Source organism: Mucilaginibacter ginkgonis, from assembly GCF_009754905.2.
In the GTDB taxonomy this organism is placed as follows: Bacteria; Bacteroidota; Bacteroidia; order Sphingobacteriales; family Sphingobacteriaceae; genus Mucilaginibacter; species Mucilaginibacter ginkgonis.
Window position 1 is genome coordinate 2,634,348 of sequence record NZ_CP066775.1, and the last position, 21,273, is coordinate 2,655,620.

The window sequence follows — 21,273 nt, forward strand, 5'->3', positions numbered from 1 at the left end:
AAGGAAGCGGACGGACAAAAAATTTGATTTAAATAAAAATTATATATTTGAAAATAAAAAAAGGGCGAGAGATACTTTTGGAAGGTGTCCCTTAGAGCTACTGGCTTCAAGTGCGACGAGTTTGGACCCCGTCGACTCAAGTGAAGCATTCACTCTAATTTTATCTCCTTTTTTATGGCACCCTGGAGAGTACCAATATTTTAAGCCGTCATTGACGGCTTTTTTTTATTCCTCCTTATAATTCAATAAAAAATATTTATACTTCTTTCCTATTTTTTTGAATCCAATTTTATTGACTTTTGCTAATGAGGAAGCAATTTCCGTAAATCTCTTTTTTAGATATTCAACATTTGCCAACTCGTCTATACTTCCTATATACTCTGCCGCATCATGAGCAAATGCTCCACCTGTTTCATCCAAAGCATAAATTAACATTTCTGGAATTGTTAAGTCTTCATAATACCCAATAGGTACAACAACATTATAATCCGCATAAGGTAAAGTCTTTATCTTTTTCGGTTGGATTTCGCTTGTATAATTCAACTCCCCTTGAAAACCAGCGGAAACCTTATTTAATGAGTCAATGGCAGCGTTAATATTTGCAAGCAACGTTGTAAGGCGAAGTTTCTCCTTCTCAAGTTTCTTAAGCGCTGATGCAAAATCTGAACTCATGGCAGTAAAGATAATGCAAAAAAAACCCTTCTTTATACAATATATTACATCTTTTGTATTGCAATATTTTTTGCATAATTATGAATAATACATAAGGTATTGTAAATCAGAATTTTAATAAATTACATGTTGATAACTCTAGATTATAATGTTGAAAACTTACCTATTGACAATGTCTTTTTTTTTGTTCCATTTTTAACTTGCTAATTGGATTTTACATTTCGCCCTAATTACTTCTCACTCTCGCACTCCTGTAGGTATTAATGCAGTTGGCATTAGCGGCTTCACAGGTCTGTACACGTTCAATCATATCTTCAATTAACGTCGGGTGCAGTTTATCCGCGCTGTTACCGGTAAGCCTCTAAACGCCGTTGTACAAAATAAAGCATCCCATATACCAAACGTGGTCATGCACCAGCGCCCAGTGGTCGCCTGCGAGGGCATCGCCGTCCCAGCGTAAGGTAAATTCATAGGCACTATCTTCCCACAGGTCGCAAAACGTTATCATAGGTAGCTGTAAAATTAAGGCACCCGCGTAAGGTATCTTTGGGTTGTTGGGAAATTAGCTATCCGCATTATCCATCAACATAGAAGGACGCCTAAGCTGACGGACAAAATGGGTGTTTTAACGGTTGTCTTCTTCTTGAAAATAATTTAGGTTTAGCAAACAACACTTATATCATGGAATACCTAATTGTTTACTTAATCTTTATTGTTCTCGGAGTGCTCTTCACAGTTGCTATTATGCGTGCAGTATTTATGATACCTACAATCGTAGATAATCTGAGAGCGCAAACAAAACACCTAAACGAGATAAAACAAAACCAAAAAGATCTACTGGCAGCATTAAACACCGGCCATCTGGTTAAAAAGGCCGCTGACAGCGACGTTTAACTACTAACGAATTTGCTTTCCGGATTGTCTACCAAGATAAGGGAACACCTAAGCGGATGGACCCCCCAAACAAAAAAAGCTCCCCGCAAACCGGAGAGCTTTTCTGTTTTCATTGGTAGGATATATGTTGTTAGGCTGCTTTTTGCGTGCCTTGGCTGATGCCTTTGCTTTGTGCTTTAAAGTTTTTCAAATCTGCAAGCAGCAGTTTCTTTAGTTCAATGTCTACTGATTTTACCAGGATTTGTGTAGCGTTTATAGTTTTCATAGTCTTAGATTTTTAGTTAGTTATGTTACTATAATTACGATAACTGTGCCACTCTTCGCCTAATTGCTCCAACACGTGAAAATTGGGCCTTGGTAATACTTCGCAGTCAATTTTTGTATGGTTAAAAATACACATCGTCAATCCGGCTGACTGCAAAACTACATATTTATGACAAATGCGTCAGGATTGGGTTTTGTACTGTATAGGGTTCTTTTGCAGTGCGGAAGCTACAGCCACCACGTTCTGTGCAACCATCACGGCTACTTCTTTAGACCATTCCTTCCGGAAGTCGGATTTTAGATAGGCCTTACCCGGGCCGGGGCCATTGTTCCAGTAGGTGTAACTTTGCGGCGCAATGGTAAAGCCCACGTCCATTAATCCGCCGGCAATTTCTGTTACCACGTGGCGGGCGCCGTCTTCTTCGCCGGTAACCACAAAGCCCGCAACTTTGTTGTAGGTAACAGGCATACCTGTCTCCTCGTTCTTTACCGGGTACAAGCCGTTCATGCGCTCCAGTACACGGGCCGCAACGCTGCTCATCTGCCCTACCCATGTCGGGCTGGCCATGATCAGTATTTCGGCACCCAGTATTTGCTTTAATATCGCAGGCCATGCGTCGCCCTCGCCCATATCAGACTTGGCTCCCGTCATGATGTTGTGGTCGGCACAGCGGATCAGCGTAGTTTCTACCTTAAGGTCGTTCAGCGCTTTGATCACCTCGTTCGCCAATGCCTCTGTATTAGAGGGCTGCGGCGATGGTTTAAGCGTACAGTTTAGGACTACAGCCCGCATAATTAATCCTGTGTAATGGCGGTATGATGGGCATGGCATGCCTCCGCACAAGTGGTACAAGCGGCAGCGCAATCTTTGCAATGCTGGTGCTCATGTTTACCGCATTCGTCGGCACACAGGCGGCAGATCTCTTCGCAAAGCACCAGGTATTGATGCCCTATTACAGAATCGCGCTGGAGTAAACGGGCGGCTTGTGCACAAATATCGGCACAGTCGCGGTCGAGCTTAATACAAGCAGCCATATCGGCTACATTTTCTTCGCCCAGGCAGGCGGTTGCGCAATGTTCGCATGCCAATACGCAGGCGAATAATTTTTCTATCAGTTGCTGGTGGTTGTGTTGTAATGACATGACAATTAGTTTCTTTAAGCAACATTGCCCGGTACAACATGTTTTATGTTTATTACAACAGCTTTGGTTAAATATAAAAGGCGGCAAGCATTTTGCTCACCGCCTTTATACACTATTACTTACTTGTTAGTTCTGCTGGTCAATTTCTGTAACCCGGTATACCTTACGGCCGCTTTGATCGCGTTCTTCGTGGTAGTATATACCGGCCTGGTCAACATGGTAAGTCTCGCCTTCTATCTTCACCTTGCGGGTATCCGGCGGTAATGCTTGCACTACTTCGCCCGGTTGCAGCATATCATTGCTGTTTTGCGGAGCGTAGGTGTTATCCTGAGGATAAGCTTGCTGGTCGCCCTGATAATCGCCTTGCTGGTACTGGCCTGCACCTGTGCTCAGTTGGCCGTCTTTACCAACAACCTGGTAAGCAGTGCTGCCATCGTCGCGGGTAACCGGCAGATAATACACACCGTTAGCCTCATAATATTGCTGGCCGTCTATGTTAATGGCCTGCGCGTTTGATGGTAAAGAGTTAACCTCTGCACCCAATGGTGGCTCAACTACAGTGTACTCGTTGTTATTGTATTGGTAAAAATAACCACCGCTGTAAAAGAACTGGTCTGGGCCGTAATAGAACGGGTAGTAGCCGTAAGGCAATATGTTTAACCTGAAACCGATGCGTGGTGCGTACAGGCTGCGGTAAAACCCGCTGTGGTAGTATAAGCCACCACGGAACGGACCGCCAAAACCACCTCTGTAACCTACGCCACCGCGGTAGTAAGTGTTACCACGATAAGCAAAACCACCTCTTGCGCCGGGTGCACCGTAAGCGAAACCGCCCCTTACACCACCACGGTTACCGTATGCAAAGCTGCCACGGTTTGGCGCGCCTTGAAAACCGCCACGGTTAAAGCCGCCGCCAAAAGCCTGGTTACCCCTTGGTGCCTGGCCTACCTGGCCACCACCACGGTTGAACCCTCCGAATGATTGATTACCTCTTGGTGTCTGGGCTACCTGGCCACCGCCACGGTTAAAGCCGCCACCGCCGAAAGACTGGCCTCCGCGGTTAAAACCACCTCCGCCAAAACTGCCACGGTTGCCGCCGCCGAAGCTGCCGCCACCACCGCCATGGAAGCCACCGCCCCCACCGCCGCCGTGGAAACCACCACCGCCGCCGCTAAATCCGCCGCCGCCACCACCACGACCGCCTCTCTGGGCATCGGCAGTGTTTACTGTAAAGGTTAACAAACCTGCTACAGCTACAAATGAAAATAATTGATATATGCGTTTCATAATCTGTTTACAATAGTCAGCTGTTAGTGCTGCTTACTGTAATAAGACCATAAATGATACCAAAAGTTTAATGCTAATTAAATAATTTAATTACAGTACAATGAGCTGACACTACAGGTTATTGACCCGATAGTAACGCACATAATCTACCTGCATAATTGCCGGGAAAGACGTATCGTCAACGCCTTGCGCACCGCCCCAATCGCCGCCTACGGCAATGTTAAGCATCATATGAAAGCGCTTGTCAAAAGGCCATGCCATAAAGCCCGTTCCTTCGTTCTTAAAAGTGAACTGCAGCTGGCCGTCTATGTATTCATTTATGCCTGCCGGGGTCCAGTCTAACCGGTAAATGTGGTAGTCGGAAGTAGCAGTGTTGGTGGTATACGTTATTCCTTTTTGTGTATTGATGGAGTGATTATAAGCACCGGTATGCACGGTCACGTAAATATTGTTAGGGTCCTGGCCTACGTGTTCCATAATGTCTATCTCGCCGGATTTTGGCCAGTCGCCGTAGGCATTATCTGTAGGCAGCATCCAAATGGCAGGCCATGTGCCTTTACCACCCGGAATTTTAGCACGCACTTCTATCCGCCCGTACAAAAAGTTACCATCTCCTTTAGAAACCATCCTTGCCGATGTGTAGCCTGCGCCCTGGTAACTTTGCTTGCTGGCAGTGATCACCAGGTTGCCATTCACAATAGAAGAGTTTGCACCGTTGGTGTAATATTCCAGTTCGTGGTTACCCCAGCCGCCCGCGCCGGTATCGTAACCCCATTTGGTAGCGTCTATGCCTGTGCCGTTAAATTCATCAGCCCAGTATGGGGTGTTTTCAAATGTGTATTCTTTAGTAACAGGTGGCTCAGTAATTGCCGGCGAAACATTGTCACCCTTTCCCGAACAAGAAAGCAGCGCCACAAAAGGCATCGCTACAAAAAACAACCTGGCATTTAGCATAAAGGGACGATTTATTGAATATCAAACTTAACGTTTTGAAAGGTAAAAAGTTACTTAGATCAATTCCGAAATGAATAGGTAGTCGCCTGTAAATCTGATAGTCACCATTCCATCAGCTTCTGTCCGGTAATGTCCGTCATGTACAGGCACCAGTCCGCGTACGGACAGCCCTTCTGCTTTTCCTATGATGCAGATGCTTTCGCCGGCAGGCAGCCATTTTTGAAAACCTGATCGCACAGGGTATATCTTTTGGTTAGCAGAGTAGATAACGATATTAATTTGGCTGATAAAATCCTTCAACTCGTCAACTACTACATCGCCTACAATATTAACCGCGCCATATTCCCGGCTAATTAACTCATTCAAGGCTAATGAAAGCGGATCTGAAGCAACGATGGTTTCAATATTATCCTGCATGTTTGCGGTTGCGTCACCGATAAGCCAATCAACCTTTATCTCTTGGCTGATGAGTTGGTCAAAGGTATCTGCTGTCGCGATAACAGTCGGGCTCCACTCCAGAAGCTGCCCAAGGTTTTCCATAGAAAAACCATCGAGGCCTAAAACCAGCAAGGCTGGCTCCTGCTTTTCCCGAACGATGTGATGCGATGACATTTTAACTTTTTGTAACCGTTTTGTAGGCAAAGATAACTTTACACCAGCTTAACACATTTGCCATTTATTGCTGTTAAACTTGCGGCATTAACTGATACCTGCGCGCAGGTGTAAGCTAATCACAATTAATAACATCTTAATGAAAATAGGTATTGTATGTTATCCAACGTTTGGCGGCAGCGGCGTTGTGGCTACCGAACTGGGTAAGGCCCTTGCAGACCGCGGCCACCAGGTACACTTTGTTACCTATAACCAGCCCGCCAGGCTTGACCTGTTTTCTGAAAATCTTTTTTACCACGAAGTCGCTGTTAGTAAATACCCGCTGTTTGATTTCCCGCCTTATGAACTGGCTTTGGCCAGCCGTCTGGTAGATGTTACCCGTTTCGAAAAACTGGATGTATTGCATGTACACTATGCTATCCCGCATGCTTCGGCTGCGTTTATGGCCAAGCAGATATTGGCAACTTATGGCATCAGCATCCCGGTGGTAACTACCTTACACGGTACCGATATTACCTTGGTAGGCAATGACCGCACTTATCAGCCCGTGGTAGAATTTTCTATCAATAAAAGCGATGGCGTTACCGCCGTTTCTGAACATTTAAAGCAGGACACCTACCGCTTTTTCGATATAAAGAAAGACATTAAGGTGATCACCAACTTTATAGACCTCAGCCGCTTTAGCCTGAAACCGAAAGACCACTTTAAAAAGGCCATTGCTCCCGAAGGCGAAAAGATATTGGTGCATACCTCAAACTTCCGCAAGGTAAAACGCGCACAGGATGTGGTGAGCATATTCGCGCAGGTGAATGCCAAGATACCTTCTAAGTTACTTATGGTTGGCGACGGGCAAGACAGGCCTAAATGCGAACAACTGGCGCGCGATTTGGGCGTTAGCCAAAATGTGCGTTTCCTGGGAAAGCAAGACGCTGTAGAAGAGATCCTCTCAGTTTCAGACCTTTTCCTGATGCCGTCACAGTCAGAAAGTTTTGGTTTAGCCGCGCTTGAAGCCATGGCCTGCAAAGTACCGGTGATCAGCACCAACACCGGCGGTTTACCCGAGCTAAACGTAGACGGGCAAACAGGCTTTTTATGTGATGTTGGCGATGTTGACGCCATGGCAGAGAAAGCCATCTATATTTTAGAAGACGAGTCGCGCTTGCAGGAATTCAAAGATAATGCGCTGGCCCATGCCCGCACATTTGAACTATCGAATATATTACCGCAGTACGAAGAAATGTATCGCGAGGTGATAGAAAACCTGAAGCCCCTGGAGGCAACCGCGACCGGCAATAGCTAATTTGTAAAAACCCTTTGTCGCTATTTATGTATAGTTGGTATTAAATATCATACCGACATGAAAAAAACATTTCAAATAGCGCTTTTATTATTAGCCGTTACACTCGCTTTTACCGCTTGCGGTCCAACCAAAACCGTTGTCAATGGCGGCAGCACCCGTAACCATTTTGTAGGCACTTTTACGGTGACCAATGTTACTTACGAGGGCTTGGTGCAAGGATCGGTGTCAAGTGTATTTGACCAGGCGCCTCCGCAAGATTTTGTAGGCAGTACCTGGCAGCTAACCAATAGTGGTAACGGTATTTATACGCTTAACAGCGGTGCGTCACAAACCATTTATTGGTCGCTCAACGATGATAACCAAACTTTTCAATTTAAAAAGATCTACCAGGGCGATAAAGCTAAAAACGTAACCGCGGGTTACCAGCTGGTGATCAGCGCCAATAATGCTTCTTCATTTATTTTGAAAACGCCGGTATCTATTGGCAATAGCACGGGCTTTGTGGTCTATAATTTTGTAAGAAAGTAAGGGCCTCACCCCAAACCCCTCTCCGAAAGAGAGGAGCTTTAAACAAAGCCCGCTTATTGAGCGGGCTTTGTTTGTTTATCAAAGAGTCATCCCAAACTTGATTCGGGATCTCAAAAGCAGGATATCAAACGCTGCTTACTCCACCGGAGCGAACTTCAAGCAGACCGGGTTACCCACTTTGGTTTGTATGCCTGTATTGCTAATACGGCCGGTGTTAACGTCGCGTTTGAAAACAACTATGTTGTCGCTGGTCTGGTTGGCTACTAACAGGAACCTGCCGGTTGGGTCTATCACAAAGTTACGCGGGCCTGTTCCCATAACGTAAGCACGATCAACATAGGTCAATTTGCCGCTGTTCGGGTCAATGGCGTAAACCACTATGTCATTTGCAGTGCCGCGGTTAGACGCGTACACAAATTTACCGTCAGCAGAAACATGGATATCAGCAGCGCCCGAAGTTCCATTGAAACCAGCCGGAAGCATAGTAATGTTTTGTATCTGTTTCATTTTGCCGCCATGATATTCATATGCAGTCACAGAAGCACTTAATTCGGCTATTACATACACATATTTATGGTCGGGCGTAAAGTCCAGGTGGCGCGGGCCGCTGCCGGGTGCTAGTGTAGTGAGGTCTTCGGGAAGCGGCGTTAACGGTTGTGCTTCTGGAGAACGGTGGCGGGTATGATTTATCTTGTCGGTACCCAGATCAGAATACAGCAAATATTTTTCATCGGGGGATAGGAACGCGGTGTGTACATGCGGGCCTTCCTGGCGGTCGGTTTTAGGACCTGTGCCTGCGTCCTGTAAGTTTTGAACAACGGCACCCAATGAACCATCTTTGTTAATAGGCAGTACTGTTAAATTACCGCTTGAATAGTTGGCAACAAAAGCGTGGCGCATATCTTTATCTACCGAAATATAACAAGGATCGGCACCTTGAGAGGGCTGCTTGTTGATCTGTGTGAGAATACCGTTTTTCGGCTCGAAGCTGAAAGAGGTTACCCCGCCATCTTTACCGTCCTCATTAACAGCGTAAACGAATTTATTATTGGCGCTTACACATAGATATGAGGGGTTGCTGGTTGGTACCTGGCTCAGATACGCCAGTCTGCCAGACTCTGTATAAAATCTGTAAACAGAAATGCCCTGGGCTGTTCCCTTTGTATAACTGCCTACTATAAGGTCGTAAGATTTTGGGGTCTTTTTTTGCGCTACCGTTATAAATGGGGCGAGCAAAGCCGCTATAAATAATATCTTTTTCATCTGCTGATAATTGGAAATGCAAAATAGGATTAATCATTAAGTGTCGGTTGTTAAAAATCTTTTATTTTAGAACATCAATTATGCATTGGGCGCCAGTATCATCGGTCATAAAAAATAAACCTGCCATTATCTACGGTTTATCTTTGGCTATACTTTTAGTATTGCTTAAATGGCTTGAGTTTAAATTTGTGGTAATCGACCACGCCGAAGAACTTTACAGCGGCGCCTTAGCTGTCATTTTCACCGCATTGGGTGTTTGGCTGGCGCTGAAACTGGCAAGGCCCAAAATGCAAACCGTAGTAGTAGAAAAAGCTGTATACCTTGAAAGGGAAAATAAATTTAAGCCCGATCAACGAGAGATAGAGAGTCTAAATATCAGCAAACGGGAATTAGAGGTTTTAACGCTGATGGCGGAAGGATTAAGTAACCAGGAGATAGCCGGGCGACTATTTGTTTCTCTGAATACAGTCAAGACGCACTCGTCAAACGTTTTCGACAAATTAGAAGTAAAGCGGCGCACGCAAGCTGTTGAAACGGCCAAGCGGATCGGTATTATTGGGTAGTCTTTTGGGTTAATTTTTGAAAATCACCCAAAAGTATGACCGTCAAATTTACTGGATGAGGCATTTTTGCTGCATCAATAAACATAAAACTTAAACATCATGTTAAAGAACGTCCTTACTTTCGGCGGCATTGCCGGCTTCGTTTTCATCCTTTGGATGACCTTCCTGTACACAGCATGCTATAATAATCCAAATTACGAAGGTAGTTTATGGCTGGGCTACGGCTCCATGATCGTAGCCTTCGCATTTATTTTTGTAGGCGTGCGCAACTATCGAGAGAAATACAACAATGGGACAATTACCTTTGGCAAAGCTTTTCTGGTTGGGCTTTACATCGCTTTAATTGGTTCTACTGTGTACGTGGGTGCATGGCTGGTAGACTTTTACGGCTTCATGCCGGATTTTATGGACAAATATGTTGCCCACACCCTTTCACAAATGAAAGCGCGTGGTGCATCTCCAGCAGAGATCGCGAAGCAGAAAGCAGACATGGCAAACTACATTGAAATGTACAAGTCGCCATTTGGCGTAATTATTCTTACCTACATTGAGGTATTACCGGTGGGGTTGCTCATCGCTCTGATAGCGGCTTTAGTGCTAAAAAAGAAACCAGCTGGCGATAACGCAGCAATCGCTTAAGAAATTCGTTAAGTTGCCGATCAAAAAAAGGCGCCCCAATAAGAGGCGCCTTCAATTCTAAAAGTTCTGTAATACTATAACTTATTTCTTTAAGTCGAACCTATCGAGGTTTGTGACTTTAGTCCACGCTGCAACAAAGTCTTTCACAAACTTTTCTTTTGCATCGGCTGAGGCGTAAACCTCGGCAATGGCACGCAGTTCTGAGTTTGAACCGAAGACCAGATCTGCACGTGTGCCTGTCCATTTCACTTCGCCGGTCTTGCGGTCGGTGCCATTGTATAATTCACGGTCCTGGCCTGCGGCTTTCCACTCGGTGCCCATATCCAACAAATTCACAAAGAAATCGTTGCTTAACTGGCCTTCGTTATGTGTGAACACACCATTTTTAGACCCATCAAAGTTGATGTTGATAGAACGCAACCCGCCAAGCAGTACTGTAAGCTCAGGCGCAGTAAGGGTTAACAACTGGGCCCTGTCAATCAGCAATTCTTCGGTCGAGGCTGCGTTGCGGCCCTTGCGATAGTTACGGAAACCATCTGCAACAGGCTCCATATGGCTGAAAGATTCTACGTCTGTTTGTTCCTGACTGGCATCCATACGGCCTGCGGTGAATGGCACGGTTACATTGTGGCCTGCAGCTGCAGCAGCCTTTTCTACACCGGCGTTACCTGCCAGAACGATCAGGTCGGCAAGGGAAACCTTTTTACCACTGACGCTGAAGTCTTTTTGAATTTGCTCCAATACGTTCAGCACTTTTTGCAACTGTGTGGGGTTATTTACCTGCCAGTAACGCATCGGCGCTAACCTAATACGTGCACCGTTTGCACCACCACGTTTGTCTGAACCACGGAAGGAAGCGGCGGATGCCCATGCAGTGCTTACCAATTCAGACACACTTAATCCCGACGCCAGGATACGCTCTTTCAAAGACGCAACATCGGCCTCATCAACCAATTGGTGGTCAACAGCAGGGATAGGGTCCTGCCATGCCAGCACTTCGGCAGGAATATCGTTACCCAGGTACAATTCGCGAGGTCCCATATCGCGGTGAGTCAATTTAAACCAGGCACGAGCGAACGCGTCTGCAAACTGATCGGGGTTTTCTAAGAAACGGCGTGATATCTTTTCATAAGCCGGGTCGAACCTCAATGCAAGGTCAGACGTAAGCATGGTTGGCTTTAGTTTCTTGTTGCTGTCGTAAGCGTGAGGGATCACCTCGGGCGCGTCTTTAGCTACCCATTGGTGTGCACCACCAGGGCTTTTGGTCAGTTCCCACTCAAAACCAAAAAGGTTTTCAAAATAGTGGTTGCTCCACTGTGTCGGCGTCTGTGTCCAGGTTACTTCCAGACCGCTGGTAATGGTATCTGCACCTTTACCACTGCCATAGCTGTTTTTCCAGCCAAAGCCCTGCATTTCCAGGTCAACCGCTTCCGGTTCTTTACCTACGTTATCCGCAGGGGCAGCACCGTGGGTTTTACCAAAAGTGTGCCCACCGGCTATTAGCGCAACGGTTTCCTCATCGTTCATAGCCATGCGGCCGAAGGTGTCACGTATATCGCGTGCCGACATGATCGGATCAGGATTACCATCAGGCCCTTCTGGGTTTACATAAATCAGACCCATCTGAACTGCTGCAAGCGGCTTCTCCAGGTTACGGGTATGCACGTCGCCATCTGCGTCATCATCAGATACCAATACACCATGGCCCTCAACAACACCCGGCGAACCGTGCGCGTAGCGTTCGTCGCCACCAAGCCAGGTATTTTCGGAACCCCAGTAAACAGATTCATCTGCTTCCCAAACGTCGGCACGGCCACCGGCAAAACCAAAGGTTTTGAAACCCATTGACTCGAGCGCGATGTTACCTGTAAGGATCATCAGATCTGCCCATGATATTTTGTTACCGTATTTTTGTTTGATAGGCCAAAGCAAACGGCGCGCTTTATCAAGGCTTACATTATCGGGCCAGCTATTTAGCGGAGCAAAACGCTGCATACCTGCACCTGCGCCACCGCGGCCGTCAGTAACACGGTACGTGCCTGCGCTGTGCCATGCCATGCGGATAAATAAGCCACCATAGTGACCAAAATCTGCAGGCCACCAGTCTTGCGAATCTGTCATCAACGCGTGCAGATCTGCTTTTACCGCTTCAAGGTCCAGCGATTTAAAAGCTTCGGCATAATTAAAATCAGGATCCATCGGGTTGGTAAGTGATGAATGCTGACGAAGGATATTCAATTTAAGCTGATTAGGCCACCAGTCGCGGTTGCGTGTGCCGCCGCCACCTGTATTACTTTTCATACTACCGTTATGAAACGGGCATTTGGCGATGTCGCCACCATGTACGGATTGGCTTTGATCTTGGTTATTTTCCATTATAAATGTTTTGACATGTTTGGTGCTTTAAAGGTACGGCAAGCGTTGCGAAAGGCTATGTGTATCAAATAAAAAAATGGAGTATAAATTTTGTCTATGTTTCCGGCGGAATATATAGACAACGCGCAGCATTTCAGCTATAAATAAAAAAGGTCGCCCATTAGAGCGGCCTTTAAAATTGTTCTTTAAATGCTTAACCATTAACCGCAGCTGCAAATTTTGGCGCGAAGTCTTTTAGTTTAACCTTGCCAATAATGGGCTGGTGTTTGTCATAGTCCTCGCGTAATGCACCGGTCGCAATTGCATGGCCCATTTCTACAAAATTTTTGATCACCACATCGGGCATGCCGCTTTGGGATAATCCCGCGGTCATTTGCTCATTGTCTATCTTTTTCCATTCCAGATTCGGCTTGCCGATGGCTTCACCCAATTTCTTAGCTGCCTCGTTGGCCGTTATGTCTTCGCCAGAAATGTATACCACTTTTTCGCCGCCTGATTTGCTTAATTCTTCGGCGGCTACAGTGGCGATATCAGCCGGGTCTACCATCGGGAACTTTGTATCGCCACCATAATTTGTAGCGATGAAGCCCATATGTTTTACCATGTCTGCCAATCCAAACAAGTTCACATAAAAATATCCGGGGCGCAAATTAGTGACAGAAACACCGTCAAGACTATTGAATATTTCTTCCGCATCGTGCGAGCCCAAAATAAACCCTGTGCCGCTGTCAAGATCGGCACCAACACTACTCAGTTGCACCAGTCGTTTTACGCCCGTTTTTCTTACAGCGTTTGCATAATTATTTGCTATGCGTTTGTAGTATGCGCGCGGATCGGCCTCTAACATGTTTGGTGGAATCAAAGCGAAAATCGCGTTAGCGCCTTCAAAGGCCGATTCCAAAAAATTGACATCTTCTATGGAACCGATTGCGGCCTTGGCGCCTATCTGTTCAATATCTTTTCGCTTTTCTTCCTTACTGCTGATCACAATGACATCATGGCCTTGGTTTGCCAGATCGGTTGCCAATGGCTTACCAACATTTCCTAATGAGCCTGTTACTACGATTTTCATTTTATTTGGTTTTGATATTAAACCTGCGCAGCGCTATAATGTTCACCTCACAATAGCTAAATTAGTGTCATAAACCGCTGATTATGTTTACGCTTACAATTCATATGGTATCGAGCCTTGATGGTTATATCGCGAAGCACGATAATAGCATTTCGTGGTTTGAAACCGCTGATAACTACGAAAACGGAACTGATGTCACAGCCGACGAAGCAGTAAACTTTCTCAAAACCATTGATTGCTATGTAATGGGCGCAGCTACTTACGAGCACGCGCTAAATTTGTCTAAGGACTATGGTTGGGTTTATGGTGATACACCAACAGTTGTTGTAACAAACCGCGATCTACCAATTGAGCGGCCAAACATTGAAATTTATCGCGGCGACCTTGCCGGGCTCGTAGAAAAAAAACTTAAACCTGCCTATAATAACGTATGGCTGGTTGGTGGTGCAAAACTTGCGAAGGATTTTTTACGCCTTGGTTTAGCAGACGAAATAAGGCAATCTATCCTGCCAATTATTTTAGGTGATGGATTACCGTTTTACGACGTTGTAGCTAAAGAGATCCCAATGCATCTTAAAAATGTACGGGCCCATAAAAGCGGCATGGTTGAGTTGCACTACCAGGTAAAGAAATAATCAATCCCGGACAAACCAGGTCGTCGCAGCCTTTTCTAATGCAACCAAATCGGGTTCGCCATTAGCAGCCCAGGCCACAATTCCGTCCGGGCGTATTAACACTGCGTTAAAACCGAGATTATCCTGCACATCTTGAGTGATGTAGTTTAAGTTTCTGCTGAACTTACCTGCAATAGATTTAATTCCATCTTGTCCGCTCAAGTCAAGGAGTATCGCTTTACCATTGTGCATTTTGTCGCCAATGGTCGTACCATTACCAAATTGAAAATTTGGCACACTCCGACCAACCAGTGGATCATCATTACCCAGATCATATCTTAAGTTTACGCCGGTGATACGCCCTGCAAAATATGTAGCGCCATCTGTGGTGTTCATTAAATCCTGTATAACAGCCTTAACCGCCATACTTTGCGGTGTTGGTTTCATCACTTCAACCTGTGCCCGCGACCAGTCCAATACCCGCGCACCAACAGGATAACGCTCTTCAAAGTAAGTGTCCAGTAGACCATCCGGTGCATTACGGTTAAGCACGGCAGCAAGTTTCCACCCAAGGTTCATGGCATCGCCTAAGCCAAGGTTTAGCCCCTGCCCGCCAAGTGGCGAGTGGATGTGCGCGGCATCCCCAGCTAACAAAACGCGGCCGTTTTGGTAAGTAGTTGCCTGCCTGGCGCGATCTGTCCAGGTGGTGGCTACGTGCAGCTTATTGATGGTTACATCAGTGCCAGAAATCCGTCGCAACACTTCCTGCAAATGTTCAAGTGTAACAGGTTTGCCGGAAGCATGATATGTTCCGCCGTCAAAATCCTGAAGGATCACGTAATCGGGCTGCGAGCGCAAGTACATACCAGTTTGAGTGGTGATACGGCCTGCACCCAGTTTATCGCCATCGGCCAGATCAACACGCGCCGAGTAGCCGGTAAATTCGGGCTCAGTGCCGGCAAAGTCAAACCCGCCCGCCTTTCGTACCGCGCTCCTGCTGCCATCGCAGCCAACCAACCATTTGGCAGTAAAAGATGAACTATGGGTATTGACGATTACCTCTCTGTCAGTCTGACTGAAATTTGTTATTTCTTCGCCTGTCATCACTTCTACGCCTAACTCGCCGGCACGGACTGTAAGGATAGTTTCAACTTCGGCCATTGTGGTAAACATTACATTGGGTGTAGAACCCGGCAGGCGGTATGTAAACTGTGAGTTGTCTATCTTCTCGCTGTTTAGGGGTATACCCGCGAAGTGCCCGCCGCCTTGCGGTTTCTTTGCAGGTGCTGTTGTGGTCATGTGCGGCGACGCGATTTGTTTGTGTATTTGAAACTGATTAAGCATACCGCGGCGGTAAAAAGCTTCGACCGACGGTGCCGATAACCCCCTCATGCCAAACGGCATTTCCTTTAAGGGCGAAGATGAATTTTCGGCTTTTTCCAGAACGAGCACAGTGCATTTGGCCAGTGCAAGTTCGCAAGCCAAAAACAGGCCTACAGGACCCCCGCCGGCTATGATAACATCGTAAGTTTTATTGCTTTGTTGTGTAGTATTCATGGTGATGAAATTGGCACACAAAGGTGCCTAATGGTTAACCCTTAGTCTTGTACAAACGCGACAAAATTCTCAATCACCACTACCTTGCCACTCCTTGCCTCGCGCGCGAAGGCCGCCGGAGTGGTGCCGCTAAACTTTTTAAACTCGCGGCTCATGTGCGACTGGTCTGTATAACCCGACTCATGCGCCAGCGCCGCCAGATTTGTTTTGGGTTCTATCCATAAGCGGTTGCGCACCTGTTCAAACCGCATTAACGCGGTAACATTTTTTACCGTGTGCCCGGACGATTGCTTAAATGCCCGTTCCAAAGTCCTTACCGTGGCATGCGCCTCTGCGGCCACCGCACTTACAGCAATACTCCCCATCGCGTTTCGTAATGCCTTGCCTGCTTTCGTCAATGAATTGTTCTTATCTAAATAATTACTGTTGCCGAGGAAAAATTGCTGGACCAGATCTATCGCACTTGCAATATCGCCCGCTGTAACTATCTGCGATAAAGGCTCTTGCAAGGCTGCAATTGGATGCTGCAATGTATCAACCCGAGAATTGCTTGGCTGAATACCAAGCAGACCGAAAACAGCCCAGGGATAGCACCGGACACCAATTATAGTTGACGCGCCGGGCGAATAGAAATTTACCGGCTGGTTAAGAAGGCCCACCAAAAACGGCGACGACAGCAGCTTGACTTCATCTTTATAAGTTACGCCAAAACCGTTACCGAGATAAAATATGATCTCTGCATAGCCGTCGGGCATCACTTCAAATTCAACACCATCCTTAACTGCATCCCGCGTGTGGTGCCAAAAGCATTTTATGGCGTGGTGTAATTTTGCAGGTGGTTCAAATTCCTGATGCATTGGCGGTCAATCCCAGATGCCGTTTTCTGCTGTAAAGATCACGGGCTGGTCGGCTGTAACCATTATGGTATGCTCGTGCTGTGCTACAAAGCCGCCTTTATTACCGCTTAGTGTCCAGCCATCGGCCTGCGTTTCTGCAATGGTTGATTTTGTGGCGATAAAGGTTTCGATAGCGACGACAGAATTCTTTTTAAAACGGGTAGTGTTAAAACGGTCGCAGTAATTGGCAATTTCATGTGGTTCTTCGTGCAAGCCGCGGCCAATACCGTGCCCCGTCAGGTTTTTAATGACGGTATAGCCAGATCTTCTGGCCTCTGTCTCTATCAACTTGCCGATGTCTGATATTTTGACACCGCCTTTAATATTGCTGATCGCTTTCTTCAGTATATCTTTCGAAGCTTGCACAAGCTTGCCATAACCATGGATGTCTTCGCCCAAAACAAACGACCCGCCGTTATCTGACCAGTAGCCATTCAATTCTGCCGAGACGTCAATATTGATTAGGTCACCTTCCTGAAATATCTTTTCCGCGGATGGTATGCCGTGCGCCACTTCATTGTTTACGCTTATACAAGTGTACCCAGGGAAGTTATAAGTAAGTTTTGGAGCAGATTTTGCCCCAAATTCGGCGAGTAGTGCGCCTCCGAAATCATCAAGCTCCTTAGCAGACATACCCGGTCTGGCGTATTCGCGCATCTTCTTTAAGGTGATAGCAACGGCGTCGCTTGCTTGCTGGATACCTGCTTTCTCTGCTTCTGTAGATATAGACATAACGGTAAATATGTAAACGAAGATAACTATTTACGTGTTATCGACTGTCTTTAGCCCGTGATGGTTAACGTATTCAACTATTTAAGAAAATGATCGACTAATGCCTCCCACTCTTCGTCGAGCGTTACGGAAGGCCTGGTTTGATGTGCACGGTTATACCAATAATCCGCATTCCAAATATCCCCTTCTTTGCGGTGCAGGTAAGCGTGTACCCAGGCAGAGTCGCGGTCGGTAAGGTGATCTATCAAATTATGTGCTTGCTGCCAGTCGCCAACACCATCATACCACAGACTTTTAAGCTGCACCGCCAACGAGTCGTTGGGTTGTAATTGTGTTAATGATGCTTTAAAGTCGGCGATAGATTTCATTCATTTTGATATTGGCCATACAATTACCAAATTTATAGATCAATTATTTAAACCTCGATTATCATGAAAAAAAATTCACTTACCCTGCTTGCAGGCATTATGTTCTTGCTGGCAGTCGTCAGCGCGAAAGCACAATCATCTTTGCCGCCCTCAATAAAAAAAGGTACAATTAAAGTAACTATCCTTTACCCCAATGGCGAAGGCAAAAAGTTTGATATGGAGTACTACACCCAAAAGCATTTTCCTATGCTTAGAAGTTTATTTGGCAGTGCCTTAAAGGCGACTGCTATAGACAAAGGCCTTACCGCGGGTTCTCCCGGCACACCGCTCCCCTTTTTAGCTATCGGTTATTTATATTTCGATTCGGCAGCAGCTTTTCAGGATGGAATGAAAACTTACGCGACAAAGATCAGGGCCGATGTGCCGAACTATACCAACATTACACCGATCATTCAAATAAGCGAAGTGGTGGAGTAAAAAATGTCTGTATCCACCCTTATGTTTGTCGTTAAAGGCCAGTCTGTGAATGCCTCGACTCGCTATTTTTGACCATACTTTAAAAGACCCAAATACAAAATCAAAACATCATTATGAGAGCAATCAACCCATGGATCAACTTTAATGGAAACGCCGAGGAAGCTTTTAACTTTTACCGCTCTGTCTTTGGCGGCGAGTTCAAGAAAACTGTCCGCTTTAAGGAATTAGCAAATGACGATTTCCAGCCATCGGCCGAAGACGCCGAAAAACTCATGTATATTGCTTTACCTATCGGCCGCAACAATGTGTTAGTGGCGAACGATGTACCCGGCTTTATGGGGCAGGTTAGCGAATCAGAAAACCGCTCGAAAATTTACGTGAATACTGAAAGCCGCGAGGAAGCCGAAAAGGTATTTAACGGCCTGTCAGCTGGCGGAGATGTAGAGGGACCGATAGGCGATAGCCCCTGGGGAACCTATGCCGGCATGTTCAGGGATAAATACGGCATTGAGTGGATCATTGAATTTGACCCTAGTTACGCTGAATAATCGACCCTGTCGATAGTTCCAATTTTTCGGAAGGGCATAAAACGCGTATCGGGGTTCCATTTGTTTCCTGCATAATGGAACCCTGCTGTTTTCATTATCTCTGTAACAATAGCTGTTTGCCAGCTTCTGGTTACGAAGGGGTCCCTATGGTAGCTTATTTCGCTGTAGGTGCTATTAACCGTTAGTTCGTTGTCAGCACTTATTGCTACCAGATCGTAGTAATGGTTTAATTGGGTCTCTACGTCGCATTTTACCCCGCTAAACCAATGCGCATATAGGCCGGTATAAGTTTCGTGATCACGTATTTCTTTGACAGAATAATCTATCACGAAATTTGTTGCATTACAATTCTCTTCGAAATAGGAAAGAACGGCAAGGCCGTTAATTTGCACATTGTGCTGTAAAAAGACTGCCAGCCTGAGCAGCTCTTTCAACGTCAGCAGCATGCACATCGACGCGTTGGCACTTCCGATAAAAATGAGGTCTTGCTGACTGGAGAGCCGGTAGTCAGTATCCGTACAATCGGCGGTTACATAATCCAGGCCATCAAAACGCGAAAAGTATGCTGAGTGGTCTACACAGGTGTAATCATTTTCCGGAAACTCTTGCTTTAACACCTTGCTTTCAAATCCGTTGCCGGCCAGTATCTCCATCACCTTTTTACCGGATGTAAGGTCATGCTCCCGCATCAGGGCCGTAAGGTCATCTGTTTTAGCATCCGCCTGATTATAAGTCAACCTGTAAACACTGTCGTAATGCGGCTTGGCAACGGCATTATCACAGATTGTGTTGACTATCTCATGGCTTAATTTTACTTCGGCAAGGATCAGTTCTTTAATCAGCGCGATCATCCACCCGTTTTGCCACTCTTGGATGCGCGGCCCAGTTGTTTTTTCTTTTTTCTTGGTAAACGTTTTGCGTCTGCCGGTTTTTGCGCTGCTGGTTTACTTTCAGCGTCTTGTTTTTTCTCTGCCATTTGTTTTAGGTTTAAAAGTTTGAAATATGATTAAATATAGAGGGCCTGTCTGACAAACACAAATCCGCAAATCAATGTGATTAATCTTAATAGCCTAGTTGTCTTTCTAACGTTTTCTTTGCTTTTGATATGTTAAGCAAATCCTCTTCAAGGGTGCGCAAGTCTAAGCCATGAGGCGTTATACCCGCATTAAAAAAGTCTTCGCTTATTACAGCGTAAAGCACATAACCATAAGTTGCCAAAAACTTCCAGGTCAGGCGCTTTACCTTCCCCCAGCTGATCACGTACAGGAAGTCTGCGTCATATGCCACAACATTTACGGCATGCCCGCCAAATGAACCCACGGCGCGGTCTCCGGTAAGTCCACCCGGCTTCACATCCCAAAGTTCCTGCTTAATAATGGTGTTTGGAAGTTCGAGCCCAAGATACGCTCCGCCAAAACTGTAAATGGCTGCACGCACCGTTTGCGGGTCTTTAAAGTTTACTGTTGTAAAGGCTTTTATTTTATGCCCGCCTATGCCATTCTTGCGCCAATATTTTAATACATCCTGGTAATAAAGGCCGTCGTCATTTTCATGTGTTTCGGGGTTATAGCCTGATAAGGCAATGTACACCTCCATTACTTCGCGGGTAAGAATAACATCCTCGCGGGTAGCATTCGCGGTCCAGCATTCTATCATGTGCCCGGCGGACGCGCAGGTGCAATCATTTGCGGTCCAGTTACCCATGCGTCGCCACGGTGTACGTTTCTTTTTAGAAAAGTCAAATTCGGCAGGTATATGTTCGTAAAGATTTTGACCGATGTAGTCTTCGAATTTTAAATTTCGGCTATCAATCGGATGTACCAGCCGGCTCCCCCTGGTAGGTTCGGGTTTCTCCATTTATTCGATTTAGATTGTGCTTGAAAGTAAGGATTTACCTCAAATGTTCAAAGCTCTGATTTGCAGCATGAATATTGAGTAGAGATAGTCTGATTATCGCGGCAAGGCGCTCTAAAACTTTAAAACAGCCTTATGCGTAGATAGGTAAGTTATGTCCGCTGATTATTGCCGCGTTTCGCTCACGTATTATAAAATGAAGATCACCTATGGAAATTAAAGACCAGGAAGCCACTCCCGAACAAAAAGCAGCGATAAAAAAACTTCATAATGAAGAGGTAAAAAAACTCAAAATAACGGGCTATTTGATTGGCGCTGCGGCTTGCATAGGCGCTACTTTTCTTATTCGTTTAACATCTTCAACTTTGTCGGTTCATTGCACCGTGTAATCGATAACGTTCTTTACGCATGTGCTGTCAGTTTCGGGATCATGATCGTTTCCAAGCTGGTACAAAGTCAGATCGCCAAGGGGTCATTAGAAAAAGGCTTGCTTTATAATCTTATTCAATTTACCAGGCTTTTAACTTTCATTATCATCGTTTTCATTTTTATATCGTTCTTAAATTCAAATTGGTACACGGCGGCTGTATCATTAGGGTTAATATCGCTGCTATTGGGTTTTGCACTGCAAACACCTATTGCTTCGCTAATAGGCTAGTT

28 protein-coding genes are annotated in these 21,273 nt (G+C 45.8%); 10 read left to right on the top strand and 18 right to left on the bottom strand.

Features of this window, described 5'->3' with window-relative positions; translation table 11 throughout:
* Positions 1-225 precede the first annotated feature (225 nt).
* Positions 226-672: a hypothetical protein gene (locus GO620_RS12275; protein WP_157525650.1), complete on the bottom strand. Its 447-nt coding sequence runs from the start codon at positions 670-672 to the stop codon at positions 226-228.
* A gap of 361 nt (positions 673-1,033) precedes the next feature.
* Positions 1,034-1,180, bottom strand: coding sequence for a hypothetical protein (locus GO620_RS12280; protein WP_157525651.1), 147 nt, complete (start codon positions 1,178-1,180; stop codon positions 1,034-1,036).
* Positions 1,181-1,353: 173 nt separating this feature from the next.
* Here GO620_RS12280 and GO620_RS12285 point away from each other — a divergent pair, with 173 nt between their 5' ends.
* Entirely contained in the window at positions 1,354-1,566 is a 213-nt protein-coding gene (locus tag GO620_RS12285) for a hypothetical protein (RefSeq protein WP_157525652.1), read from the top strand.
* 130 nt (positions 1,567-1,696) lie between these two features.
* Here the strand turns inward: GO620_RS12285 and GO620_RS17335 are convergent, their stop codons facing one another.
* The 6 genes from GO620_RS17335 to GO620_RS12310 form a co-directional block, all read right to left on the bottom strand.
* Complete coding sequence (locus tag GO620_RS17335) at positions 1,697-1,831, bottom strand: hypothetical protein (RefSeq protein ID WP_262895008.1); 135 nt, start codon at positions 1,829-1,831, stop codon at positions 1,697-1,699.
* Positions 1,832-2,011: 180 nt separating this feature from the next.
* The gene (locus tag GO620_RS12290; protein ID WP_157525653.1) at positions 2,012-2,623 is read right to left on the bottom strand and encodes a flavodoxin family protein; all 612 of its coding nucleotides are present in this window, start codon (positions 2,621-2,623) and stop codon (positions 2,012-2,014) included.
* A gap of 2 nt (positions 2,624-2,625) precedes the next feature.
* Positions 2,626-2,973 (bottom strand): four-helix bundle copper-binding protein, encoded by a 348-nt coding sequence (locus GO620_RS12295; protein ID WP_157525654.1) that lies wholly within the window; start codon positions 2,971-2,973, stop codon positions 2,626-2,628.
* A gap of 126 nt (positions 2,974-3,099) precedes the next feature.
* Positions 3,100-4,260: a DUF6515 family protein gene (locus tag GO620_RS12300; RefSeq protein ID WP_198173579.1), complete on the bottom strand. Its 1,161-nt coding sequence runs from the start codon at positions 4,258-4,260 to the stop codon at positions 3,100-3,102.
* A 111-nt stretch (positions 4,261-4,371) separates the two neighbouring features.
* Complete coding sequence (locus GO620_RS12305; protein WP_157525655.1) at positions 4,372-5,214, bottom strand: glycoside hydrolase family 16 protein; 843 nt, start codon at positions 5,212-5,214, stop codon at positions 4,372-4,374.
* A gap of 54 nt (positions 5,215-5,268) precedes the next feature.
* Positions 5,269-5,826, bottom strand: coding sequence for a thiamine pyrophosphokinase (locus tag GO620_RS12310; RefSeq protein ID WP_157525656.1), 558 nt, complete (start codon positions 5,824-5,826; stop codon positions 5,269-5,271).
* A 139-nt stretch (positions 5,827-5,965) separates the two neighbouring features.
* Between GO620_RS12310 and bshA the strand changes: the two genes are divergently transcribed.
* Positions 5,966-7,126, top strand: a complete 1,161-nt coding sequence (bshA, locus tag GO620_RS12315) for an N-acetyl-alpha-D-glucosaminyl L-malate synthase BshA (protein WP_157525657.1) — start codon at positions 5,966-5,968, stop codon at positions 7,124-7,126.
* A gap of 57 nt (positions 7,127-7,183) precedes the next feature.
* Entirely contained in the window at positions 7,184-7,654 is a 471-nt protein-coding gene (locus GO620_RS12320) for a hypothetical protein (RefSeq protein WP_157525658.1), read from the top strand.
* Positions 7,655-7,789: 135 nt separating this feature from the next.
* Here GO620_RS12320 and GO620_RS12325 read toward each other — a convergent pair whose 3' ends face one another.
* On the bottom strand, positions 7,790-8,917 hold the full coding sequence (locus GO620_RS12325) for a lactonase family protein (protein WP_157525659.1): 1,128 nt from the start codon (positions 8,915-8,917) through the stop codon (positions 7,790-7,792).
* An 80-nt stretch (positions 8,918-8,997) separates the two neighbouring features.
* Between GO620_RS12325 and GO620_RS12330 the strand changes: the two genes are divergently transcribed.
* The gene (locus GO620_RS12330; RefSeq protein ID WP_157525660.1) at positions 8,998-9,480 is read left to right on the top strand and encodes a response regulator transcription factor; all 483 of its coding nucleotides are present in this window, start codon (positions 8,998-9,000) and stop codon (positions 9,478-9,480) included.
* Between the two features lie 99 nt (positions 9,481-9,579).
* Positions 9,580-10,119, top strand: a complete 540-nt coding sequence (locus tag GO620_RS12335) for a DUF4199 domain-containing protein (RefSeq protein ID WP_157525661.1) — start codon at positions 9,580-9,582, stop codon at positions 10,117-10,119.
* Between the two features lie 81 nt (positions 10,120-10,200).
* Here the strand turns inward: GO620_RS12335 and katG are convergent, their stop codons facing one another.
* Both katG and GO620_RS12345 read right to left on the bottom strand, forming a co-directional pair.
* A complete protein-coding gene (gene katG, locus GO620_RS12340) occupies positions 10,201-12,495 on the bottom strand; it encodes a catalase/peroxidase HPI (protein ID WP_157525662.1) in 2,295 nt (764 codons plus the stop codon).
* Positions 12,496-12,688: 193 nt separating this feature from the next.
* Positions 12,689-13,567, bottom strand: a complete 879-nt coding sequence (locus tag GO620_RS12345) for an NAD(P)H-binding protein (protein ID WP_157525663.1) — start codon at positions 13,565-13,567, stop codon at positions 12,689-12,691.
* An 83-nt stretch (positions 13,568-13,650) separates the two neighbouring features.
* Between GO620_RS12345 and GO620_RS12350 the strand changes: the two genes are divergently transcribed.
* Positions 13,651-14,202, top strand: a complete 552-nt coding sequence (locus tag GO620_RS12350) for a dihydrofolate reductase family protein (protein WP_198173580.1) — start codon at positions 13,651-13,653, stop codon at positions 14,200-14,202.
* On the opposite strand, the gene GO620_RS12355 is transcribed toward GO620_RS12350, so the two are convergent.
* The 4 genes from GO620_RS12355 to GO620_RS12370 all read right to left on the bottom strand — a co-directional run bounded on the left by GO620_RS12355 (position 14,203) and on the right by GO620_RS12370 (position 17,734).
* A complete protein-coding gene (locus GO620_RS12355) occupies positions 14,203-15,738 on the bottom strand; it encodes an FAD-dependent monooxygenase (protein WP_157525664.1) in 1,536 nt (511 codons plus the stop codon).
* Positions 15,739-15,779: 41 nt separating this feature from the next.
* Positions 15,780-16,595 (bottom strand): helix-turn-helix domain-containing protein, encoded by an 816-nt coding sequence (locus GO620_RS12360; RefSeq protein WP_157525665.1) that lies wholly within the window; start codon positions 16,593-16,595, stop codon positions 15,780-15,782.
* A gap of 6 nt (positions 16,596-16,601) precedes the next feature.
* Entirely contained in the window at positions 16,602-17,366 is a 765-nt protein-coding gene (gene map, locus GO620_RS12365; protein WP_157525666.1) for a type I methionyl aminopeptidase, read from the bottom strand.
* Positions 17,367-17,443: 77 nt separating this feature from the next.
* Positions 17,444-17,734 carry a hypothetical protein gene (locus GO620_RS12370; RefSeq protein ID WP_157525667.1) on the bottom strand — a complete coding sequence of 97 codons (291 nt, stop codon included), beginning with the start codon at positions 17,732-17,734 and terminating at the stop codon, positions 17,444-17,446.
* Between the two features lie 63 nt (positions 17,735-17,797).
* Here GO620_RS12370 and GO620_RS12375 point away from each other — a divergent pair, with 63 nt between their 5' ends.
* Positions 17,798-18,211, top strand: coding sequence for an EthD family reductase (locus GO620_RS12375; RefSeq protein WP_198173581.1), 414 nt, complete (start codon positions 17,798-17,800; stop codon positions 18,209-18,211).
* Positions 18,212-18,324: 113 nt separating this feature from the next.
* On the top strand, positions 18,325-18,759 hold the full coding sequence (locus GO620_RS12380) for a VOC family protein (protein ID WP_157525668.1): 435 nt from the start codon (positions 18,325-18,327) through the stop codon (positions 18,757-18,759).
* Here GO620_RS12380 and GO620_RS12385 read toward each other — a convergent pair.
* The 3 genes from GO620_RS12385 to GO620_RS12390 all read right to left on the bottom strand — a co-directional run bounded on the left by GO620_RS12385 (position 18,747) and on the right by GO620_RS12390 (position 20,616).
* Complete coding sequence (locus tag GO620_RS12385; RefSeq protein WP_157525669.1) at positions 18,747-19,610, bottom strand: class I SAM-dependent methyltransferase; 864 nt, start codon at positions 19,608-19,610, stop codon at positions 18,747-18,749. The genes GO620_RS12380 and GO620_RS12385 overlap by 13 nt on opposite strands.
* On the bottom strand, positions 19,607-19,735 hold the full coding sequence (locus tag GO620_RS17340; RefSeq protein ID WP_262895009.1) for a hypothetical protein: 129 nt from the start codon (positions 19,733-19,735) through the stop codon (positions 19,607-19,609). Before GO620_RS17340 ends, GO620_RS12385 begins: the two co-directional genes overlap by 4 nt.
* 86 nt (positions 19,736-19,821) lie before the next feature.
* Positions 19,822-20,616: a hypothetical protein gene (locus GO620_RS12390; protein ID WP_157525670.1), complete on the bottom strand. Its 795-nt coding sequence runs from the start codon at positions 20,614-20,616 to the stop codon at positions 19,822-19,824.
* Positions 20,617-20,822: 206 nt separating this feature from the next.
* Here GO620_RS12390 and GO620_RS12395 point away from each other — a divergent pair, with 206 nt between their 5' ends.
* Together GO620_RS12395 and GO620_RS17375 are read left to right on the top strand one after the other, a co-directional pair.
* Complete coding sequence (locus tag GO620_RS12395) at positions 20,823-21,002, top strand: hypothetical protein (protein WP_157525671.1); 180 nt, start codon at positions 20,823-20,825, stop codon at positions 21,000-21,002.
* A gap of 41 nt (positions 21,003-21,043) precedes the next feature.
* On the top strand, positions 21,044-21,271 hold the full coding sequence (locus GO620_RS17375; protein WP_157525672.1) for a mechanosensitive ion channel: 228 nt from the start codon (positions 21,044-21,046) through the stop codon (positions 21,269-21,271).
* The last annotated feature ends 2 nt before the right edge of the window (positions 21,272-21,273 follow it).

Coding starts and splice junctions, on each gene's coding strand:
- GO620_RS12275 (WP_157525650.1), bottom strand. CDS start 672: ATGAGTTCAGATTTTGCATCAGCGCTTAAGAAACTTGAGAAGGAGAAA.
- GO620_RS12280 (WP_157525651.1), bottom strand. CDS start 1,180: ATGATAACGTTTTGCGACCTGTGGGAAGATAGTGCCTATGAATTTACC.
- GO620_RS12285 (WP_157525652.1), top strand. CDS start 1,354: ATGGAATACCTAATTGTTTACTTAATCTTTATTGTTCTCGGAGTGCTC.
- GO620_RS17335 (WP_262895008.1), bottom strand. CDS start 1,831: ATGAAAACTATAAACGCTACACAAATCCTGGTAAAATCAGTAGACATT.
- GO620_RS12290 (WP_157525653.1), bottom strand. CDS start 2,623: ATGCGGGCTGTAGTCCTAAACTGTACGCTTAAACCATCGCCGCAGCCC.
- GO620_RS12295 (WP_157525654.1), bottom strand. CDS start 2,973: ATGTCATTACAACACAACCACCAGCAACTGATAGAAAAATTATTCGCC.
- GO620_RS12300 (WP_198173579.1), bottom strand. CDS start 4,260: ATGAAACGCATATATCAATTATTTTCATTTGTAGCTGTAGCAGGTTTG.
- GO620_RS12305 (WP_157525655.1), bottom strand. CDS start 5,214: ATGCTAAATGCCAGGTTGTTTTTTGTAGCGATGCCTTTTGTGGCGCTG.
- GO620_RS12310 (WP_157525656.1), bottom strand. CDS start 5,826: ATGTCATCGCATCACATCGTTCGGGAAAAGCAGGAGCCAGCCTTGCTG.
- bshA (WP_157525657.1), top strand. CDS start 5,966: ATGAAAATAGGTATTGTATGTTATCCAACGTTTGGCGGCAGCGGCGTT.
- GO620_RS12320 (WP_157525658.1), top strand. CDS start 7,184: ATGAAAAAAACATTTCAAATAGCGCTTTTATTATTAGCCGTTACACTC.
- GO620_RS12325 (WP_157525659.1), bottom strand. CDS start 8,917: ATGAAAAAGATATTATTTATAGCGGCTTTGCTCGCCCCATTTATAACG.
- GO620_RS12330 (WP_157525660.1), top strand. CDS start 8,998: ATGCATTGGGCGCCAGTATCATCGGTCATAAAAAATAAACCTGCCATT.
- GO620_RS12335 (WP_157525661.1), top strand. CDS start 9,580: ATGTTAAAGAACGTCCTTACTTTCGGCGGCATTGCCGGCTTCGTTTTC.
- katG (WP_157525662.1), bottom strand. CDS start 12,495: ATGGAAAATAACCAAGATCAAAGCCAATCCGTACATGGTGGCGACATC.
- GO620_RS12345 (WP_157525663.1), bottom strand. CDS start 13,567: ATGAAAATCGTAGTAACAGGCTCATTAGGAAATGTTGGTAAGCCATTG.
- GO620_RS12350 (WP_198173580.1), top strand. CDS start 13,651: ATGTTTACGCTTACAATTCATATGGTATCGAGCCTTGATGGTTATATC.
- GO620_RS12355 (WP_157525664.1), bottom strand. CDS start 15,738: ATGAATACTACACAACAAAGCAATAAAACTTACGATGTTATCATAGCC.
- GO620_RS12360 (WP_157525665.1), bottom strand. CDS start 16,595: ATGCATCAGGAATTTGAACCACCTGCAAAATTACACCACGCCATAAAA.
- map (WP_157525666.1), bottom strand. CDS start 17,366: ATGTCTATATCTACAGAAGCAGAGAAAGCAGGTATCCAGCAAGCAAGC.
- GO620_RS12370 (WP_157525667.1), bottom strand. CDS start 17,734: ATGAAATCTATCGCCGACTTTAAAGCATCATTAACACAATTACAACCC.
- GO620_RS12375 (WP_198173581.1), top strand. CDS start 17,798: ATGAAAAAAAATTCACTTACCCTGCTTGCAGGCATTATGTTCTTGCTG.
- GO620_RS12380 (WP_157525668.1), top strand. CDS start 18,325: ATGAGAGCAATCAACCCATGGATCAACTTTAATGGAAACGCCGAGGAA.
- GO620_RS12385 (WP_157525669.1), bottom strand. CDS start 19,610: ATGATCGCGCTGATTAAAGAACTGATCCTTGCCGAAGTAAAATTAAGC.
- GO620_RS17340 (WP_262895009.1), bottom strand. CDS start 19,735: ATGGCAGAGAAAAAACAAGACGCTGAAAGTAAACCAGCAGCGCAAAAA.
- GO620_RS12390 (WP_157525670.1), bottom strand. CDS start 20,616: ATGGAGAAACCCGAACCTACCAGGGGGAGCCGGCTGGTACATCCGATT.
- GO620_RS12395 (WP_157525671.1), top strand. CDS start 20,823: ATGGAAATTAAAGACCAGGAAGCCACTCCCGAACAAAAAGCAGCGATA.
- GO620_RS17375 (WP_157525672.1), top strand. CDS start 21,044: ATGATCGTTTCCAAGCTGGTACAAAGTCAGATCGCCAAGGGGTCATTA.